The organism is Ruegeria sp. C2 (assembly GCF_056537765.1).
The window spans coordinates 1,669,708-1,689,115 of the sequence record NZ_JBQFRZ010000001.1 but is presented as its reverse complement, the minus strand read 5'-3'; the positions used below and the strand labels follow the sequence as shown (position 1 = coordinate 1,689,115).

Annotated in this window: 21 protein-coding genes and 1 riboswitch; of the genes, 13 read left to right on the top strand and 8 right to left on the bottom strand. The window is 57.8% G+C overall.

Annotation, left to right across the window (positions count from 1 at the left end; translation table 11 throughout):
- The first annotated feature begins 19 nt into the window (after nucleotides 1–19).
- A riboswitch (SAM-SAH riboswitch) is annotated at nucleotides 20–68 on the top strand.
- Nucleotides 69–73: 5 nt separating this feature from the next.
- The 4 genes from metK to cmk all read left to right on the top strand — a co-directional run bounded on the left by metK (nucleotide 74) and on the right by cmk (nucleotide 4,114).
- Nucleotides 74–1,255 (top strand): methionine adenosyltransferase, encoded by a 1,182-nt coding sequence (gene metK / locus ACR0IV_RS08535; protein ID WP_480657039.1) that lies wholly within the window; start codon nucleotides 74–76, stop codon nucleotides 1,253–1,255.
- Between the two features lie 122 nt (nucleotides 1,256–1,377).
- Nucleotides 1,378–2,088 (top strand): tRNA (guanosine(46)-N7)-methyltransferase TrmB, encoded by a 711-nt coding sequence (trmB, locus tag ACR0IV_RS08530; protein WP_480657040.1) that lies wholly within the window; start codon nucleotides 1,378–1,380, stop codon nucleotides 2,086–2,088.
- 68 nt (nucleotides 2,089–2,156) lie between these two features.
- A complete protein-coding gene (gene aroA / locus ACR0IV_RS08525; protein WP_480657041.1) occupies nucleotides 2,157–3,503 on the top strand; it encodes a 3-phosphoshikimate 1-carboxyvinyltransferase in 1,347 nt (448 codons plus the stop codon).
- A complete protein-coding gene (gene cmk, locus ACR0IV_RS08520) occupies nucleotides 3,500–4,114 on the top strand; it encodes a (d)CMP kinase (protein ID WP_480657042.1) in 615 nt (204 codons plus the stop codon). The genes aroA and cmk overlap by 4 nt, the downstream gene beginning before the upstream one ends.
- A 24-nt stretch (nucleotides 4,115–4,138) precedes the next feature.
- Here the strand turns inward: cmk and ACR0IV_RS08515 are convergent, their stop codons facing one another.
- A complete protein-coding gene (locus tag ACR0IV_RS08515; protein ID WP_480469072.1) occupies nucleotides 4,139–4,615 on the bottom strand; it encodes a YHS domain-containing (seleno)protein in 477 nt (158 codons plus the stop codon).
- A gap of 219 nt (nucleotides 4,616–4,834) precedes the next feature.
- Here ACR0IV_RS08515 and ACR0IV_RS08510 point away from each other — a divergent pair, with 219 nt between their 5' ends.
- The 9 genes from ACR0IV_RS08510 to ACR0IV_RS08470 all read left to right on the top strand — a co-directional run bounded on the left by ACR0IV_RS08510 (nucleotide 4,835) and on the right by ACR0IV_RS08470 (nucleotide 13,353).
- Nucleotides 4,835–5,371, top strand: coding sequence for a hypothetical protein (locus tag ACR0IV_RS08510; protein ID WP_480657043.1), 537 nt, complete (start codon nucleotides 4,835–4,837; stop codon nucleotides 5,369–5,371).
- Nucleotides 5,372–5,654: 283 nt separating this feature from the next.
- The gene (locus ACR0IV_RS08505; RefSeq protein ID WP_480469074.1) at nucleotides 5,655–7,337 is read left to right on the top strand and encodes a tryptophan halogenase family protein; all 1,683 of its coding nucleotides are present in this window, start codon (nucleotides 5,655–5,657) and stop codon (nucleotides 7,335–7,337) included.
- Between the two features lie 201 nt (nucleotides 7,338–7,538).
- Nucleotides 7,539–7,829 carry a DUF6525 family protein gene (locus ACR0IV_RS08500; protein ID WP_480469075.1) on the top strand — a complete coding sequence of 97 codons (291 nt, stop codon included), beginning with the start codon at nucleotides 7,539–7,541 and terminating at the stop codon, nucleotides 7,827–7,829.
- A 266-nt stretch (nucleotides 7,830–8,095) separates the two neighbouring features.
- Nucleotides 8,096–9,772 (top strand): 30S ribosomal protein S1, encoded by a 1,677-nt coding sequence (gene rpsA, locus ACR0IV_RS08495; protein WP_039532111.1) that lies wholly within the window; start codon nucleotides 8,096–8,098, stop codon nucleotides 9,770–9,772.
- 271 nt (nucleotides 9,773–10,043) lie between these two features.
- Nucleotides 10,044–10,328, top strand: coding sequence for an integration host factor subunit beta (ihfB, locus tag ACR0IV_RS08490; protein WP_008758048.1), 285 nt, complete (start codon nucleotides 10,044–10,046; stop codon nucleotides 10,326–10,328).
- 6 nt (nucleotides 10,329–10,334) lie between these two features.
- Nucleotides 10,335–10,685 carry a lipopolysaccharide assembly protein LapA domain-containing protein gene (locus tag ACR0IV_RS08485; protein ID WP_480658539.1) on the top strand — a complete coding sequence of 117 codons (351 nt, stop codon included), beginning with the start codon at nucleotides 10,335–10,337 and terminating at the stop codon, nucleotides 10,683–10,685.
- A gap of 9 nt (nucleotides 10,686–10,694) precedes the next feature.
- Entirely contained in the window at nucleotides 10,695–11,339 is a 645-nt protein-coding gene (locus tag ACR0IV_RS08480; RefSeq protein WP_480657044.1) for a phosphoribosylanthranilate isomerase, read from the top strand.
- An 89-nt stretch (nucleotides 11,340–11,428) separates the two neighbouring features.
- Nucleotides 11,429–12,676: a tryptophan synthase subunit beta gene (gene trpB, locus ACR0IV_RS08475; RefSeq protein WP_480657045.1), complete on the top strand. Its 1,248-nt coding sequence runs from the start codon at nucleotides 11,429–11,431 to the stop codon at nucleotides 12,674–12,676.
- A gap of 44 nt (nucleotides 12,677–12,720) precedes the next feature.
- Nucleotides 12,721–13,353, top strand: coding sequence for a class I SAM-dependent methyltransferase (locus ACR0IV_RS08470; protein ID WP_480657046.1), 633 nt, complete (start codon nucleotides 12,721–12,723; stop codon nucleotides 13,351–13,353).
- Here ACR0IV_RS08470 and ACR0IV_RS08465 read toward each other — a convergent pair.
- From ACR0IV_RS08465 to ACR0IV_RS08435, 7 genes are all read right to left on the bottom strand, one after another.
- Nucleotides 13,350–13,724 carry a DUF2237 family protein gene (locus tag ACR0IV_RS08465; RefSeq protein ID WP_480469079.1) on the bottom strand — a complete coding sequence of 125 codons (375 nt, stop codon included), beginning with the start codon at nucleotides 13,722–13,724 and terminating at the stop codon, nucleotides 13,350–13,352. The genes ACR0IV_RS08470 and ACR0IV_RS08465 overlap by 4 nt on opposite strands.
- A gap of 9 nt (nucleotides 13,725–13,733) precedes the next feature.
- Nucleotides 13,734–14,897: a serine hydrolase domain-containing protein gene (locus tag ACR0IV_RS08460; protein WP_480657047.1), complete on the bottom strand. Its 1,164-nt coding sequence runs from the start codon at nucleotides 14,895–14,897 to the stop codon at nucleotides 13,734–13,736.
- A gap of 82 nt (nucleotides 14,898–14,979) precedes the next feature.
- The gene (pth, locus tag ACR0IV_RS08455; RefSeq protein WP_480657048.1) at nucleotides 14,980–15,660 is read right to left on the bottom strand and encodes an aminoacyl-tRNA hydrolase; all 681 of its coding nucleotides are present in this window, start codon (nucleotides 15,658–15,660) and stop codon (nucleotides 14,980–14,982) included.
- A 136-nt stretch (nucleotides 15,661–15,796) separates the two neighbouring features.
- Nucleotides 15,797–16,450, bottom strand: a complete 654-nt coding sequence (locus ACR0IV_RS08450) for a 50S ribosomal protein L25/general stress protein Ctc (RefSeq protein WP_480657049.1) — start codon at nucleotides 16,448–16,450, stop codon at nucleotides 15,797–15,799.
- 255 nt (nucleotides 16,451–16,705) lie between these two features.
- Entirely contained in the window at nucleotides 16,706–17,872 is a 1,167-nt protein-coding gene (locus ACR0IV_RS08445; protein WP_480469083.1) for an alpha-hydroxy acid oxidase, read from the bottom strand.
- A 172-nt stretch (nucleotides 17,873–18,044) separates the two neighbouring features.
- Complete coding sequence (gene trpA, locus ACR0IV_RS08440) at nucleotides 18,045–18,836, bottom strand: tryptophan synthase subunit alpha (RefSeq protein WP_480657050.1); 792 nt, start codon at nucleotides 18,834–18,836, stop codon at nucleotides 18,045–18,047.
- A 70-nt stretch (nucleotides 18,837–18,906) separates the two neighbouring features.
- Nucleotides 18,907–19,392 (bottom strand): acyloxyacyl hydrolase, encoded by a 486-nt coding sequence (locus ACR0IV_RS08435; protein ID WP_480657051.1) that lies wholly within the window; start codon nucleotides 19,390–19,392, stop codon nucleotides 18,907–18,909.
- Nucleotides 19,393–19,408: the final 16 nt, after the last annotated feature.

The following is a 19,408-nucleotide window of genomic DNA, read 5'->3' as shown; positions in this document are numbered from 1 at the left end:
GTGCGCGTATTCGGTCGGTCGCTCGTCACAACGGCTTCCTGGCGTGACGGAGAAATCTTAATGGAGCACTTTCATGTCCCGACAAAACTACACTTTTACTTCGGAGTCTGTATCCGAAGGGCATCCGGACAAGGTCTGTGACCGTATCTCGGACGCCGTACTTGACGCGTTTCTGCGTGAAGAACCCGAAGCCCGCGTCGCGTGCGAGACCTTTGCCACGACCGACCGCGTGGTCATCGGTGGTGAGGTTGGCCTGTCGGATCAGGAAAAACTCCACGATTATATGGCGCATATTGATGACATCGCGCGCGCCTGCATCAAGGATATCGGATACGAGCAGGACAAGTTTCACCACGAAACCGTCGAGGTGACAAACCTGTTGCACGAACAATCCGCCCATATCGCGCAGGGCGTGGACGCGTCGGATAACAAGGACGAGGGCGCTGGCGATCAAGGCATCATGTTTGGCTATGCCACAACTGAAACGCCCGCATTGATGCCTGCGCCGATCCAGTATTCGCACGCGATCCTGCGCCGTCTGGCTGAGGTACGTAAGAACGGTACCGAACCAGCGCTGGGCCCTGATGCCAAATCGCAGCTCTCGGTGGTCTATCGTGATGGCAAGCCGGTCGGCGTCAGCTCGATCGTGTTGTCGACACAGCATCTTGATGCTGCGCTGACCTCGGATGACATCCGCGCCATTGTTGAGCCCTATATCCGCGAAACCCTGCCCGAAGGCTGGCTGAGCAACGAAACCGATTGGCACGTCAACCCTACGGGAAAATTCGTTATTGGTGGTCCTGATGGGGATGCTGGTCTGACCGGACGTAAGATTATCGTCGACACCTACGGCGGGGCAGCTCCGCACGGTGGTGGTGCGTTCTCGGGGAAAGATCCAACCAAGGTCGATCGCTCAGCCGCTTATGCCGCGCGCTATCTGGCCAAGAATGTCGTGGCCGCTGGCATGGCCGAACGCTGCACGATCCAGCTGAGCTATGCGATCGGCGTCTCCAAACCGCTGTCGATCTATGCGGACACACATGGCACCGGTCAGATCGCTGACGCCGTGATCGAAAAGGCAGTGGGCCAGGTCATGGACCTGACACCGCGCGGGATTCGCGAACATCTGCAGCTGAACAAACCGATCTATCAGCGCACCGCAGCTTATGGTCATTTCGGTCGTGAGCCGGATGCTGACGGTGGCTTCAGCTGGGAACGCACTGATCTGACTGCAGCGCTGAAGTCTGCTGTCTGATCGACTGCTAAATTGTGCGCCCTGACGGGCGCGCTTTGCATTCTCTTCGAAATTACCGCACGAGCGTGGAGGTTGCCCTCCACCTCTTGCCACATCGCGCGCACCACAGTATGGCGACCGCCATGAGCACGCAGACCCCACAACGCCCGCGCAGAAACTTTTACGGTCGCTTCAAGGGCAAAACCCTGAAGCCCAGCCAAAAGACCTATCTGAACGAGGATCTTGCTGCGCTGTCCCCCGGTGCTATCGACTGGGATAGCAATCCCGAACGAAACCCGCTGGATCTTGACGCGCTGTTTGGTGGCAAACCGGTCTGGCTTGAAGTCGGCTTTGGCGGCGGCGAGCATCTTGTTCATCAGGCGCAAAGCAACCCCGATATCGGGATCATCGGGGCCGAGCCCTATATCAACGGCGTTGCCATGCTGCTGGGCAAGATCCGTCAGGCGGGTGTCGAAAACCTGGCCGTGCATCCTGGCGATGCGCGTGACCTGTTCGACGTGCTGCCTGAGGCCAGTATCTCGCGTGCGTTTCTACTCTACCCTGATCCCTGGCCCAAGAAGCGACATCACCGACGCCGTTTCGTAACCCCAGAACATCTCGAACCTCTGGCGTGGGTTCTGAAGCCCGGCTCGATCTTTCGCGTTGCAACCGATATTCCGGATTACGTCCGCCAGACCTTGGAAGAGGTGCCGCGCGCCGGGTTCGAATGGCTGGCCGAGCGCCCGGCGGATTGGCGTGAGCCGTGGGATGACTGGATTTCTACCCGCTATGAACAGAAAGCCCTGCGTGAGGGGCGCACGCCTCATTACCTGACCTTCCGCCGCAAAGGCTGATTGCTGCTGGACCATCGGCCCTCAATTCGCTAATCCGCCTTGAACTGATAGCGAAAACAGGAGCCCCCATGTCCGGACACGGCACGCCCATCCCGATGACGTCGCACCCCTGCGGCCCGCTGACCGGCACGGCAGAGGTGCCCGGGGACAAGTCGATCTCGCACCGGTCGCTGATCCTGGGCGCGATGGCCGTGGGTGAGACCCGGATTTCGGGCCTGCTAGAAGGTGAGGATGTTCTGGACACCGCCAAAGCCATGCGCGCCTTTGGGGCCGAGGTGACGGATCACGGCGGTGGTGAATGGACGGTGCACGGCGTGGGTGTCGGTGGGTTTGCCGAGCCGGATCAGGTCATTGATTGCGGCAACTCCGGCACCGGTGTGCGGTTGATCATGGGCGCGATGGCGACGTGCCCGATCACGGCAACGTTCACCGGTGATGCCAGCCTGAACAAACGCCCGATGGCGCGGGTCACCGATCCGCTTGCGTTGTTTGGGACGCAGTCCGTTGGCCGGTCTGGTGGGCGCTTGCCGATGACGCTCGTTGGCGCGGCGGATCCCACTCCGGTACGATATGAAGTTCCAGTTCCATCGGCGCAGGTGAAATCGGCGGTGTTACTGGCTGGTCTTAATGCGCCCGGCAAGACCGTGGTAGTTGAGAAAGAGGCGACCCGCGATCACTCGGAACGCATGCTGGCCGGGTTTGGTGCTGAGATCACTGTCGAAGATACGGACGAGGGGCGGGTTATCACTCTAACAGGCCGGCCAGAGCTGAAACCCCAGGTCATCGCCGTGCCGCGCGATCCGTCCAGTGCGGCATTTCCAGTTTGCGCCGCGCTGATCACACCGGGCTCGGATGTGCTAGTTCCCGGCATCGGCCTGAACCCGACGCGCGCGGGCCTGTTCACCACGTTGCGCGAAATGGGTGCCGACCTGACCTATGAAAACGAGCGGGAAGAGGGTGGCGAACCTGTTGCCGACCTACGGGCGAAATACTCTCCGAACATGAAGGGGATTGAGGTGCCGCCGGAACGTGCGGCCTCGATGATCGACGAATATCCGGTGTTGTCTGTCGTGGCCGCGAATGCCACCGGAACCACCATGATGGGTGGCGTCAAAGAGCTGCGCGTAAAGGAAAGCGACCGGATCGACGCCATGGCCAAAGGTCTGCGCGCCAATGGTGTAACCGTGGAAGAGGGCGAAGACTGGTGGTCGGTCGAAGGCCTGGGCATCGGCAACGTTCCCGGCGGCGGCACCTGCGAAAGCTTTCTGGATCACCGCATCGCCATGTCCTTCATGGTGATGGGTATGGGTGCCAAAGCTCCGGTTTCGGTAGATGATGGCGGCCCCATCGCGACCTCTTTCCCGATCTTCGAGCCATTGATGGCTGCGCTGGGGGGCAGGGTCGAACGCACATGAGCTTTACCGTCGCAATCGACGGCCCGGCGGCGGCGGGGAAAGGGACCATCTCGAAAGGTGTGGCCGCGCATTTCGGTTTCGCACATCTGGATACGGGTCTTTTGTACCGTGCTGTTGGTCGGCGCACTCTCGAAGGTACAGACCCGGTCGAAGCAGCGCAGGCCCTGACGGCGGAAGAACTTGGGCAGGGTGATCTGCGCACGGCCGAGATCGCGCAGGCTGCGTCCAAAGTGGCTGTGATCCCCGAGGTCCGTGCTGCATTGGTGGACTTCCAACGCAGCTTTGCACGTCGCGCCGGAGGCGCTGTGCTGGATGGGCGCGATATCGGCACGGTGATTTGCTCCGAAGCCGAGGTGAAGCTGTTCGTTACCGCCAGCGCCGAAGTTCGGGCCGAGCGCCGGTATCGTGAGCTCATCGCCAAGGGATCGGATGTGAAGCCAGAGCAAGTTCTGGCCGATGTGCGCGAACGCGATGCGCGGGATGCCGAGCGCAGCACTGCGCCGATGAAACCAGCCGAAGATGCCATTCTACTGGATACTTCTGAGCTAAGCATTGACGAAGCGTTGGCGCAGGCCATTTCGCTCATCGCAGAAAAAATGCCCGCGGCGTAGCTTCGCCACGGGCACCAACAAGGTTTACAGTTCGCCGACCGCGATGCTCTTGATGTTGGCCCACTGGTCGTCCGCGGTTTTTGCGGTGCCAGTGACGTCCTTCAGGAACGCGGTGCGGGTTTCGGCATTCAGGAACAGGTACAGCTTGCCGTCCGCAACCAGGTATTGATCCGGGTCACCATCGAACTTCTTGCCTACGGACACACCGAACGAGCAGTAGCCGCCATGCTGAGGCAGATAGGCCGCGGGATTGGCCTCGAACGCTTCGCGGTTTTCCGAGCTGGTGAAATAGTAGGACGCGCCGTCATAGGTGGCAGAGTGGGTGGCAAAACCTTCAACCGGGTTGCCGTTGGTGACGAGCGCAACCAGATCGACACCATGTGCGGCCAGGGGGGCGCCAGCCGCTGAGATGCCTTTTGAGACGTTGATTTCATCCGCCGCAAAAACCGGAGCCGTCAAGGCCAGTGTTACAGCAAGTGCAGTGAGAAACTGAGATTTCATGGCAGTAGTCCTTTCTGTTTTCAGATCGGGGTCAGTGTGCGCCTCGACCGATGTGACAAGGTTAGGAGGATCTGATCGGACGTTTAATCGCAGATAGGCCGCGAAACATTGCAGATCATTCGAATGGCTGGATTTTCCGTAAATACTGTTCACACAGCTTTGTTTAGCCAGTCGTCGTCTTGCCGCCTAAAGTCAGAGGGCAATCGCAGGAGTGGCCTCATGATCCGACTAGCATTGATTTTGTTCTTCGTCGCGGGCGGGCTTGCCGCACAAGAGGCTGAGGCCCCGACGCCAGAGGCTGAACCTCCGATGACTTACGAGCGTCTGGGCAAGATCATCTTCGCGCTCGATCCTGAGGCGCGACCGGTTGGACCAGGGTTTGAGATGACGGTCTCGGACGTAACAGTGCTTGTCGTCACGGATACCAATGCGGATCGGATGCGGGCGATGGTTGCGATTGGCCGGGCCGCGGATTTATCGCCTAAAGATCTGCAACGCGTGATGCAGGCGAATTTCGACAGTACGCTGGATGCACGGTACGCCATTGCCAACGGCACCTTATGGGCTGCGTATATCCACCCATTGTCTCCATTGCAAAGGGATCAACTGATCTCAGGGTTGGCCCAGACTGTGAATATCGCCAAGACATACGGCACCCTGTATTCCGGGGGAGCGGCGGAGTTCGGCGGGGGCGACAGTCATGATTTGCAGCGCGATCTGATCGAAGACCTTCTGAAGAAGGGCGAGGAGATCTGAGATCGGCAGAGTTCTGCATATGCGCCGATATCATAAGGGCTTGTTGATGTGGGAGCGCGGCGCGGCAGGCTTTGATGCTTCTCGCTCTGGCACCGCCTCGGTCTTGCGGCTGTTTCAGCACGGATCAAAGAAGCCACAGTGGCACTCTCACCAAAAGTCTTAACCCTAGCTGGATGCGGGAAAGCTGTTATAGTTTCCGATACGCCAAGAGGGAAAGCTGCAAAAAAGCTCAAAAAAAGGGCAGCAGCTAAATAATCCCTCAAGCCAACAGGGACAGAATAATATGAATAATCGTTTGCGTAAGATCACCATAGTAGGTGGTGGCACGGCTGGTTGGATGACCGCGCTGATACTTGAGATGGTGCTTTCCCGCACGTCGGGACCCAAAGATCGCCCGCGCATATGCCTGATCGAAAGCCCCAATATCTCTACAGTCGGAGTCGGCGAGGCCACGGTGCCACGAATGCCGGTCACTCTGCGCCAGGCCGGCATTTCCGAGCGGGACTTTTTCCGCGAAACCAACGCGTCGTTCAAGCTGGGAGTGAAGTTTTGCAACTGGAACAACGATGCCAAGGGCAATCGCATCGATTATGTGAACCCGTTTGCGCATGGCCAGATGATAGAGGGGTTAGAGGCCGCTGAGTATTTCCTGCGCTTTGGAAATGGCGATCGGGATTTTACACAGTCCATCGCGCCGCATGATGATCTGGCACGTCTGTGCAAGGGCGCGCGGCCTTTGGGTGCCCCGGAGTTCGAGCAGCGGTTCGGCTATGCCTATCATCTGGACGCTGTGAAGTTTGCGGGCATGCTGACCAAGGTCTGTACCAATCGCGGCGTTGAGCACATTCAGGATGAGGTGCAAGCGGTTGAGCTGGATGAGCAGGGTAACGTCAGCCATCTGATGCTGGAGCGGAAGGGCCGTCACGATATCGAGATGGTGGTCGATTGCACCGGATTCCGGGGGTTGATCATCAACCAAGCTCTGGGCGAGCCGTTTATGGATTATTCGGAATATCTGCCGAATGATCGCGCCATGGCCTTGCAGGTCGAGCATCCTGATCCGGAAAAGATCGAAAGCGTCACACGGTCTACGGCACTTGGCGCAGGCTGGACATGGCGGGTGCCGCTCTACAACCGTGTCGGCACGGGCTATGTGTTTTCATCCGCGCATCGCACGGACGATCAGGCGGCAGATGAGTATCTTGAATGGCTGGGGGACAGTGGTAAGGGCCTGACGCCGCGTGTAATCCCGATGCGTGTCGGGCGTGTGCGCAATGCATGGGTCAAGAACTGTGTGGCGATCGGTCTGTCCGGAGGTTTCATCGAGCCATTGGAGAGCACCGCGATCCATATGATTGACCATGCAATTCGCTGGTTCGCCGAGCATTTGCCCACTCAGGACATAGAGCCGTCGCTCAGAGACAGATACAACCGCCAGATGGATAAGCTCTATAATGAAGTTCTGGAGTTCATTTGTCTGCATTATCGGTTGGGCAATCGTACGGATGACCAATATTGGATCGACGCGCGTACCGAGATGAAGTTGCCGGATCGTTTGGCCGAGAATCTTGATTTGTGGCAGTACCGTTTGCCGATGGAACACGATATCGAGTTCGCGACCCTGTTTGACCATCGCGTCTATCAAACGGTTCTTTTGGGCAAGCGGGTCTATGATACAGGCTATGGACCCGACATTCGTGATCGTCTGCGACCGCTGAAAAAGCCGATCTGGTTCCAGGGAATGAAAACCGCAAAGGCGCATCTTGCGCAGGTTCTAAAAAGGATGCCAGATCACAAGACTCTGCTGCGCGACATCCGGGGAGAGCTGGATCGACCGGCCTTTAAAAAGGCAGCAGCAAAGCCGACGGTGGCGATGCCGGGTGCGAAACCTGCACCTTTGGTGGTCCAGAACATGCCGAACCTCGCCGAAATCCAAAGCGGTCAGAAAGATCTGCAACTGTTCTAAAGACCTTTGCTCTTGGTACAGAGCGTATCTTGAGAAACGCTTCGAGGCCGTGAGTTGAGCCCCTGCCTTCGCGATGACCGTCGCGGAGGCGTTAGTTTTTGCGCGTATGATGACTATCAGTAAAAGTGGGGGACTATTTTGCCCTGGCGACTGTTCAATCTACATTGTGCTTGATGGATGAATATGTAATATCATTACAATATGAGAAAATCGAGAATTGAACAGCGTCCATCTGCTAAGACTCGTAACCTTCGTAGTGATCTGAAGCGCCGTCGGCGTCGGGGTTCGCCGATGCAGACCTATGATGTTCTGCCGCAAGCGCTGCGACAGTGGTTGGCGCAGGCTTGTCTGCCATGGAGCCCGACCTCGGCCCTGAAAATCTGGCGGCAGACAGGTGGCGACAGTGACCCCGCGACCGCGATTGCTCGACTGAACGCAGTCGAGCTTGCAATGCTGCAACGGGATACGAGGGTCTGGGTTCAAAAAGGCTAAGTGCACAACGGTGGCGATATCTGGCCGGGCCTTGGAAATATGGGCTTTGCCCTTGCGCTGGTAGTGAAATCCGCCTATACGCGCGCTGTCGATACAAGGGCGGTCAACGTCCGGATGACGTTTCTGAGCAGGGCCGGGAAACCTCGGCCCTTTGTGTTTGTTTGCTCAGGGGCGCACCGGGTCACGCCTGAAGGCACCATGAAACAAGACCGGCGGAGACAACCGCTCGGCCAGCAAAAACGTACTGTAAAGGAAAATGACGCCACATGGCTAACGCATCCATGGAGGAATTCGAAGCCCTCCTGAATGAAAGCTTCGAAATGGACACACCCGAAGAGGGTTCTGTTGTCAAAGGCAAGGTTCTGGCGATCGAAGCCGGCCAAGCCATCATCGACGTAGGCTACAAAATGGAAGGCCGCGTTGATCTGAAAGAATTCGCAAATCCCGGCGAAGCCCCTGAAATCGCTGTTGGTGACGAGGTCGAAGTATACCTGCGCGCTGCAGAAAACGCCCGTGGCGAAGCTGTCATCTCGCGCGAGATGGCCCGCCGTGAAGAGGCATGGGACCGTCTGGAAAAAGCATATGCCGACGACCAGCGCGTCGAAGGTGCAATCTTTGGTCGTGTCAAAGGTGGCTTCACCGTCGATCTGGGTGGCGCAGTTGCGTTCCTGCCCGGCTCGCAGGTTGACGTGCGCCCCGTGCGCGATGCTGGCCCGCTGATGGGTCTGAAGCAGCCGTTCCAGATTCTGAAAATGGACCGCCGTCGTGGCAACATCGTTGTGTCGCGTCGCGCAATCCTGGAAGAATCGCGTGCCGAACAGCGTGCCGAAGTCATCGGCAACCTGTCCGAAGGTCAGACCGTCGAGGGTGTTGTCAAGAACATCACCGAATACGGCGCGTTTGTTGATCTGGGCGGCGTTGACGGCCTGCTGCACGTCACCGACATGGCATGGCGCCGTGTGAACCACCCGTCCGAGATCCTGACGATCGGCGAAACCATCAAGGTTCAGGTCATCAAGATCAACAAAGAGACCCACCGCATCAGCCTGGGCATGAAGCAGCTGCAGGAAGATCCGTGGGATCTGGTTGCTGCCAAGTACCCGCTGGGCTCGGTTCATCAGGGTCGCGTCACCAACATCACCGACTACGGCGCATTCGTCGAGCTGGAAGCCGGTGTCGAAGGTCTGGTGCACGTGTCCGAGATGTCCTGGACCAAGAAAAACGTCCACCCCGGCAAGATCGTTTCGACCAGCCAGGAAGTCGACGTCATGGTTCTGGAAATCGACGGCGCCAAGCGTCGCGTGTCTCTGGGCCTGAAGCAGACTCAGCGCAACCCGTGGGAAGTGTTTGCAGAAACGCACCCCGAGGGCACCGAGGTCGAAGGCGAAGTCAAAAACATCACCGAATTCGGTCTGTTCATTGGCCTCGAAGGCGACATCGACGGCATGGTTCACCTGTCAGACCTGTCCTGGGACGAGCGTGGCGAGGATGCGATCCAGAACTACCGCAAAGGCGACATGGTTTCGGCCGTTGTCTCGGAAGTTGACGTCGAAAAAGAGCGCATCTCGCTGTCGATCAAAGCCTTGGGCGGTGACAAGTTCGCCGAAGCCGTGGGCGGCGTGAAGCGTGGCTCGGTCATCACTGTCGAAGTCACCGCGATCGAAGATGGCGGCATTGAGGTCGAGTACGAAGGCATGAAGTCGTTCATCCGTCGTTCGGACCTGAGCCGTGACCGTGCCGAACAGCGCCCCGAGCGTTTCTCGGTCGGTGATAAGGTCGACGTTCGCGTCACCAACGTTGACAGCAAGACCCGTCGTCTGGGCCTGTCGATCAAGGCACGCGAGATCGCCGAAGAGAAAGAGGCCGTGGAACAGTATGGTTCTTCCGACTCGGGTGCATCGCTGGGCGATATCCTGGGTGCGGCGCTGAAGTCCGGCGACTAAACCTCAGGCTTCAACCCAAGCCGATATTCCGGCCCCGCATGCCAGTGCGGGGCCGTTTTTGTTGCGAATCAACATCTTCCAAATAACCGGCATAATTCGCCAATCATTCGCGCTTGAAGTGTAGAAATCAGCCCCACGGGCAAAATTTCGCGTGAGTTTGCCGCAAAATGCCGCCTTTGCTGGCAGAGTATCCGTTCCCCCGATCCGGGTTTTTTCCTATACTGTCAGAACAGTAGGCTTGTCACATCGTCCGCCTGGGAGGGTATTGCGAATGATCCGTTCAGAATTGATTCAGAAAATTGCCGACGAAAACCCGCATCTCTATCAACGCGACGTCGAGCGGATCGTGAACACCGTCTTTGAAGAAGTCACCGACGCGATGTCGCGTGGTGACCGTGTCGAGCTGCGCGGCTTTGGCGCGTTTTCGGTGAAGAAGCGTGATGCGCGCGTAGGTCGTAACCCGCGCACCGGCGAGACCGTACAGGTCGAAGAAAAATGTGTTCCGTTTTTTAAAACGGGCAAGTTGCTAAGGGACCGTTTGAACGGTAAAGCCTAAGCCATGATGCGCTACATTCGTTACGCCTTTTTGGCTGCCTTGGGAATTATTCTGGTTTCTGTCTCGCTGGCCAACCGCCAGATTGTTGAACTGAAACTGATGCCGGACGCTCTGTCCGAATTGCTGGGGTTCAACCTGACCACATCCCTGCCGCTGTTTCTGGTGGTGCTGGGCGGCGTTGTGGCCGGTCTGGTTATTGGCTTCCTCTGGGAATGGCTGCGCGAGCACAAGCACCGCAAAGACGCGACCGTCAAGAAAGGCGAAGTGCGCAAGCTTGAGCGCGAGGTCAAAAAGCTCAAGAAAAAGCAGAATGAAGGTCAGGATGACGTTCTGGCTCTGCTGGATGAGGCAAGCTGAGGCCCCACCATGCCTTCTGATATTCGTGTCAAAATATGCGGCCTGACCGCCCCTGATCACGTGCGCGCCGCTGTAGATGCCGGTGCGGGCTATTTGGGGTTTAACTTTTTCCCGAAATCACCCCGGTATGTCGCACCTACCGAGGTTGCCGCTTTGACGTCTGAAGTTCCCGCAGGGGTGGCGAGTGTGGCGCTGGTGGTGAACGCATCGGATGAACTTTTGGATAGCATTACGCAATCTGCGCCGTTCGATATGCTCCAATTACACGGCAGTGAGAGCCTTGAGCGTGTTCAGGAGATCAAGCAGCGCTATGGATTGCCGGTGATGAAGGTCATCGGTGTGGCCGAGGCCGAGGATCTGGCCAAAATCGATACCTATAGCGAAGTGGCCGATCAGCTCTTGATCGATGCCAAAGCTCCAAAAACCGCTGTGTTGCCGGGCGGAAACGGTTTGGCGTTTGATTGGCGCCTGTTGGCAGGGCGAAAATACTGGCGCAAGCCGTGGATGCTTGCCGGTGGGTTGACCCCTGACAATGTGGCCGAAGCGATTCGAATGACCGGAGCGCGTCAGGTAGACGTAGCGTCTGGGGTTGAAAGTGCTCCGGGGGTCAAGGACGCGGGGCTGATCCGCGCCTTCATCGAAGCGGCCAGCTGATCCCATTGCCGCACCACGTGCTTACGTTTTGCGATGGCAAATCCTAGCGCTACCTCCTATGAACATCAGGTACGACGAGGGAGATATCCATGGCTAACGATCTATTTAATTCCTTCATGTCCGGCCCGGATGAGCAGGGTCGCTTCGGCATCTTTGGCGGGCGCTTTGTCAGCGAAACGCTGATGCCGCTGATCCTGTCGCTGGAAGAGGAATACGACAAAGCCAAGGACGACCCAACTTTCTGGGCCGAAATGGATGATCTGTGGGCCAACTACGTCGGTCGCCCCTCGCCGCTGTATTTCGCAGAACGCCTGACCGAACATCTGGGTGGCGCGAAAATCTATCTGAAGCGGGATGAGCTGAACCACACCGGTGCGCATAAGATCAATAACGTGTTGGGCCAGATCATTCTGGCACGCCGTATGGGCAAGACCCGGATCATTGCGGAAACCGGGGCAGGGCAGCACGGCGTTGCCACTGCAACGGTCTGCGCCAAATTCGGTCTGAAATGCATCGTTTATATGGGTGCCCATGACGTACAGCGTCAGGCCCCGAATGTGTTCCGCATGCGTCTGCTGGGGGCTGAAGTGATACCAGTGACCTCGGGCCGTGGCACGCTGAAAGATGCCATGAACGATGCGCTGCGCGATTGGGTGACCAATGTGCGCGACACCTTCTATTGCATCGGTACCGTGGCTGGCCCGCACCCGTACCCGGCTATGGTTCGCGATTTCCAGTCAATCATCGGCAAGGAAGCCAAAGAGCAGATGATGAAAGCCGAGGGCCGTCTGCCCGATACCATCATCGCCGCCATCGGTGGTGGCTCGAACGCGATGGGGCTGTTCTACCCGTTCCTTGACGACAAGGATGTGAACATCATCGGCGTCGAGGCCGGTGGTAAGGGCGTGAACGAGAAGATGGAGCACTGCGCCTCGCTGACCGGCGGTCGACCGGGCGTGCTGCACGGCAACCGTACCTATCTGCTGCAGGACGATGACGGGCAGATTTTGGAAGGCTATTCGATTTCGGCTGGCCTCGATTATCCTGGTATTGGACCGGAACATTCCTGGTTGCATGAAATTGGCCGCGCGAACTATGTCTCGATCACCGACAAAGAGGCGCTTGAGGCGTTCCAGCTGTGCTGCGCGACTGAGGGCATCATCCCAGCGCTGGAACCCTGCCATGCGCTGGCGCATGTGATGAAGATCGCGCCCGAGCTGCCAAAGGATCACCTGATCTGCATGAACATGTGCGGGCGCGGTGACAAGGATGTGCAGACCGTGGCGAAATATCTGAACTTCGATATGTCGGATACTGAGGGGCGTACAGCTGACTGACCCTAGGGCTATGCGTTCCGATTGAATTGTGTCAGGTTGCGCCCATGCGCAACCCGTCCCATTCCATAAGGTCTGAGCAGCTCGATCAGAAATACGATGCTGCTGCGCCCGGATGGGCGGACAAGATGCGGTTGCTTGGCTATTTCGACGCCTACCTCGGATTTCTTTCGTCTGATCCCTCGGCGTACTACGGGCATAATGTCCTCGACGTTGGGTGTGGAACGGGTGCCTTTGCTGAGGCGCGCGCGGTGGTTCAGACGAACGGTTTGGTGACCCTGCTGGAACCGTCAGAGAAAATGCTGGGTCAGGCCAAAAGCGCGTTGGCCAGACGCGGTATAGATGCGGCGATAGACAACTCTCGGCTGGAAGATTTCAAAGCGACGCAGCCCTTTGACTGCATCATGGCTGCACATGTATTGGAGCATTGTCCGAACCCGATCGATGCCTTGCGCCGTATGCGTGATCTGGCTGCCGCGGGCGCGGAGTTGTGGTTGGTCGTAAGCAAACCGCATTGGTGCAATGCAATCATATGGTTGCAGTGGCGACATCGGACATATCGACCAGAGGCGGTGGCAGATATGCTGGCGCGCTCAGGCTGGGAATTGTTGGCTGAACACAGTTTCCCCACCGGACCCCCATCGCGCACGTCCCGCGGGTATCGGGCAAGAGCGATCTAGTCTTCGACCCGTTTGGTTTTCAGAACGTCCAGCGGCACGATATCCAAGGCACTTTGGTGCGTCGCCTCAAGATGTACCATCGGGGCGCAACCCTCATCGTAGGCCTGAAGAAAACGGCCCGCACAGAGGCACCAGCTGTCCCCCGGCTTGAGGCCCGGGAAATCGAACTCAGGGCGTGGGGTGCTCAGGTCATTGCCGACATATTTGGAGAAGGCCAGAAACTCGGCCGTCATCACCGCGCAGACCGTATGGCTGCCCTGATCTTCGGGGCAGGTGTTGCAGGCCCCATCGCGGAAGAACCCGGTCAGAGGGTCGCGCGAACAGAGTGCCAGCACGCCACCCAGGACATTAATGCTGTCTTGCTTTTGCATGCCGCCACCTTACAGGCTTTCCGCGAGCTTGCGGAACATTTCGACATTCTGCGCGCTGACGCCCGGTTCGCGGAATTTGCGATCGGCACCAGTTGTGACGATCAGCACGCCGCGCGGTTGGTCGAAATACAGGTATTGCCCATAGACACCGCGCGCCATGAACTCTCCTTCATGCGCACCAACAGGTATCCACCATTGGTAGCCGTATCCGATCTTGCCCGGTTCAGTGGGGGCGCTGGGCCATGTTGAATCACTGATCCATCCGGCTGGAATCACCTGTTGCCCATCGCGCGCGCCGTTCTGCAAAATCAGCTGCCCGAAACGTGCAAAGTCCTTTGTCGTGAAGTTCAGCCCGCCCAGCACAAAGGCCACACCCGCGCCGTCGGTGATGTAATACCCATCCCGTTCAAGCCCAAGCGGTTGGATGATTTTCTCGGTCAACAGGTCCGCCACGCTGCGCCCGGTTGCGCCGCGAATGACCATCCCGATGACATGGGTGTCGATCGATACATATTGCCAGGTCTCGCCTGGTGTGGCGAAGCTGTCTTGCAAAGAGGCGGCGAAATCATCCAGCTCTCCGCCCAGTGCCACAACGCGGCCCATCCTGTTAATGTCTGAATTGTAGTCCAGATAATCCTCGTCAAAGGTCACGCCGCTGGCCATGTTCAATACATTGCGGATCGTGGCGGCCTCATAGGCGCTGCCCTTTAGCTCGGGGGCATATTGCACAACGGGATCATCCAGCGATGTAATCGCGCCTTCCTCCATCAGGATACCGAACAAGGCCGACAGATAGCTCTTTGCGACCGACCATGAGATCCTGCGGTCCTCAGGCCCAGTATCCAGATAGTACTCCTCAAACCTGATCTCACTATTCTGCATCACGAGCAGCGAGGTCACGGCGCGTTCCTCAATCCACTGATCTGTGCCTGCGGGCAGGTCGAAGCCGGGACCATAGGGCAGCTCCCATGTCGGACCGGTGCCGCGTGGCAGGTCGACGGTCAGGAAGGCCTTATCCATATTTGAGAAGTTGTGGATGATTTTGTCTTCGGAAAACAAAGAGTTCACCGCCATTAACCGCTGAATCTCTTCGCGTTTCCAGACCCCGACAACAACCGCTGCCAGCACCAGCATCAAAACGATGCGCAGTACCCACTTCAACAGTGTTCTCATATGTCCTCTCCCAAACGGCTGCCGTATTGGAGCGTGCCGAATGTCGATCCGCAATTACGACGTTGCGGCAACAGCCAAAGATCTATCTGAATTTATCAAGCAGCTTTTGCATGGCCGAGCGGTCATCAACCTCGGGTTCTGGCGCAGGTTTGGAGGCTGCTTTCGCCTTCTCGGCAGGGGTTTTTGAAGACCTCGGCGGGGCGGTGCGTAGCGCGACCGCGTTCATGAACTTTCCGCCATCTCCATCGGCTAAGTATCCCGCACCATCCGATACTCCACGCAACACGTCGTCCAGCCAGTCTGCATCGGCCTTGGCGAAGTCCCCCAGAACGTAGGGCGAGACCATCTCTTTCCGCCCCGGATGCCCAATCCCCAGCCGAACCCGGTCGTAGGCCGGGCTGATGTGTTCGTGGATTGAGCGCAATCCGTTGTGACCGGCATGGCCTCCGCCCGCCTTGACGCGCACCTTTCCGGGCGCAAGATCCAGCTCGTCGTGAAAGACGGTCACGTCGGTCGAATCTAGCTTGTAGAACCGCATCGCCACGCCCACGGACTGGCCGGAACGATTCATAAATGTCTGGGGTTTGATCAACAGAACCTTTTCGTGACCGAGCCGCCCCTCGGCAATCTCGGCCTGGAACTTGGATTTCCACGGGCCGAAACCGTGATCTTCAGCGATCCGATCCACGGCCATAAAGCCGATATTGTGCCGGTTCCGGGCATATTTTGATCCGGGGTTTCCCAATCCGACAAACAGTTTCATGGGCTCGTCCTTGTTCGCTGAAACCAGTGCAGCAGGTTGATGGCACGGAATGCCCCCGGTTTTCCAGCCCGGGCGACAAAAGAAAACGGGGCCCGATAGAGGCCCCGTTTCAAACTCCGGTATGTTCCGACCGGGTTTATTCCTCGGCTTCTTCCTGGCCGACGACTTCAACCTCGTCTGCGGCCACTTCTTCGCCTTCCTCTTCATCGTCGGTCGACAGGCCTGTCGGTGCCGAGATGTTGGCGATCACGAAGTCACGGTCGATGGTCGGCTTGGTGCCCGTGGGCAGGTCAACCGATGAGATGGTGACAACATCATTAATGTTCAGACCGGTCAGATCAACGGTGATCTTCTCGGGAATGTCACCAGCGGTGCACATCAGTTCGACTTCCGGACGGACAACGGTCAGAACGCCGCCCTTCTTGATGCCGGGGGCTGCTTCTTCGTTGACGAACTCAACAGGAATGAACAGCGCGATCTTGGTGGTCCGACGCAGGCGCATCAGGTCCAGGTGGGTCGGCAGATCTTTGACGACGTCACGCTGAACGTCGCGGCAGATGACGCGAACGTCTTCGTGGCCTTCAACCTTCAGGTTCCACAGGGTCGACTTGAACCGGCCCGCTTTCAGGCGCTTGAACAGGACGTTGAACGGGATTTGGATCGGCAGCGGCTCTTTGTCGCCACCAAAAACAATGCCCGGAACCATGCCGTCGCGGCGTGCCTGACGAGCGGCGCCCTTGCCTGTCCCCGTCCGTTCCAGAGCTACGAGATCAGGAATCTCTCCAGCCATGATAATTCTCCAATGTTAGGGCGGGCATCCTCCAAGGCTGTATGCCCGCGTGAAGCCGCGTCCTTAGCTTGATTCACCCAGTTTGGAAAGGGCTTTTTGGTCAGCAGGGAATTTTGCGAGGCTCTGCCTCGCGCTCCGGGATATTTATAGCCAGATGAAGAACGGATCCCCTGCTTCATCTGGCTATAAATATCTCGGGGGAGACGCCCGAAGGGCGGCGGGGGCAGAGCCCCCATCCTTGATTGCGGCTGCAAATCAATCCTGCCAGCGACCGCCAAAATCCTCGGGTATCAGAAGATTATGACGCCCCAGATCAGCCACGTTGCGTTCGCCGCAGAGCGCCATTGTCGTGTCCAGCTCTTTCTGGATCACTTCCAGAGCGGTCGTCACGCCTTTCTGGCCCATCGCCCCCAGACCGTAGACAAAGGCGCGGCCAATGAAAGTGCCCTTGGCGCCAAGCGCCAGCGCTTTCAGCACATCCTGACCCGAGCGGATGCCGCTGTCGAGATGCACCTCGACGTCGCCGCCGACCGCGTCCATGATCTCAGGCAAAACTCGGATCGAGCTGAGTGCGCCATCCAGCTGTCGCCCCCCGTGGTTCGAAACCACGATTGCATCCGCACCCAGCTTGGCGGCCATTTTGGCATCTTCCGCATCCAGAATGCCTTTGAGGATCACTTTGCCGCCCCATTGCTCCATCAACTTCTCGACCTTACCCCAGTCGAGGCTGGGGTCGAACTGCTCTGCCGTCCACGTGCCCAGTGATCTGGTGTCGGTTACGTTGTCGACATGACCGACGATGTTGCCGAATTCTCGCCGCTTGGCGCCGAGCATCTCGATACCCCAAGCCCATTTTGTCATCAGGTTGGCAATGGTTTTGGGGGTTAGCTTCGGCGGGGCGGAGAGGCCGTTTTTCAGGTCTTTGTGCCGTTGACCCAGGATCTGCAGGTCGAGCGTGATGACAAGGGCTGAACATTTTGCGTCTTTGGCCCGCTGGATCAGTCGACCGACATAGTCCTGATCCTTCATGGTATAGAGCTGGAACCAGAATGGTGCCGAGGTGTTTTCGGCGACATCCTCGATCGAGTTGATCGACATTGTCGAAAGCGTAAACGGAACACCAAAAGCTTCGGCAGCTTTGGCCGCTTTGATCTCACCATCGGCGTGCTGCATCCCGGTCAGGCCCACAGGTGCCAACGCGACCGGCATCGACACATCCTGCCCAATCATCTGCGATGCTGTCGAGCGTCCGGTCATGTCGACTGCAACCCGCTGCCGCAGGCGAATGTCTTCGAAATCCGAGCTGTTCTCGCGGAAAGTCTGCTCAGTCCAGCTGCCGCTTTCGGCATAATCATAAAACATACGTGGAACGCGACGTTCGTAGATTCGTTTGAGGTCTTCGATATTGGTGATCACGGGCATGACATCAGGCCTTTGCAGGATTGGTTAAGTTTCTTTACCAATTCTTGAAGCCCTGTGCAACATCGCGTGAATGCGGTGGGTTGCCGCGCTGATCACGAGGTCCAATGACAAAGCCCCAGCCGACAGGATGTCCGCTGGGGCTTGTAGAAAAAGTTGTAACTCAGAAGGTCAGTCAGGCTGAATGCGCGCCGTCTGCCAGAGACTTGACGAAATCAAGGACCTCAGCCGCCGGTTTGCCCGCGCCAATCTGGCTGACAATGGCCGAACCAACCACTGCTCCATCGGCGACACTGGCGATTGCGCGCGACTTTTCGGGCGTGTTGATGCCAAAGCCGACAATGACGGGCAGGTCGGTCTTGGCCTTGATCCGTGACACTTCGGGGCCGACATCGGTCGCCTGAGCCTCGGCAGCGCCGGTGATGCCCGTGATCGAGACGTAGTAGACGAAACCAGATGTGTTCTGCAAAACGCGTGGCAAACGTTTGTCGTCTGTGGTTGGCGTTGCCAGTCGAATGAAGTTCAGACCCGCGGCCTGTGCTGGGAGGCACAGTTCCTCGTCTTCCTCAGGCGGCAGATCGACTACGATCAGTCCATCTATTCCAGCGGCTTTGGCGTCTTCCAAAAAGGCGTCGACGCCCCGGCTGTAGATCGGGTTGTAATACCCCATCAGCACGATCGGGGTTGTATCATCCGTTTCGCGAAATGCACGCGCGAGATCCAGCGTACGCTGCAGGGTCATACCACCATCGAGCGCGCGCTGACCCGCGGCCTGAATGGTTGGCCCATCTGCCATCGGGTCGGTAAACGGCAACCCCAGCTCGATCACATCAACTCCTGCACCGGGCAAACCCTTGACCACCTCAAGCGACGTTTCATAGTCCGGATCACCGGCCATGATATAGGCAACAAAGGCCTTCTTCCCTTCGGCTTTCAAAGCGGCGAATTTGGCGTCGATACGGGTCATCGGAATTCCTTGCACACGAGGTTTGGACCTGATGTGCAGAAACTTGATCCGAAAATCAATCCCGGTTGCCTCAGAACGCGTAATGATATCTCAGGAACACCGAGTTCACGCCCGGGTTATCTTCCTGGGTGCTGGCGTTCGAGATATGCGTGATTGCCAGGGACACCTTGTTGCCGCTGTCGAGCGTATACCCCAAACCCAGCAGGCTGCGGATCTGGAAGCTACCACCCAGATCGTTTGCTGCGTTTGATTCATTATAGTAGCCTGGGAAGACGCTTCCTTCGACGAACCAGCGATCTGCAAAACTATAGAGCCCGACCAAACCGGCACCCAGATGCGTGTCACCATCGGTATCGACTGTCAGGGCAGCCCCCCATGTGGCGCTGAACCGGGTTGCCTCGTGAAATGGGCGGTGCTGATATTCCAGCGAGAATATTGCCTGATCGTCACCCGAGCCAGCCGAGTAATCCGCATATCCTGCGCCAAAGATAACAGATTGTGCCTGAGCTGCACCTGCTGCAGCCAGTGTAAATGCCAATACAAGAAGGGATTTCATCTTCACCACTATGTCC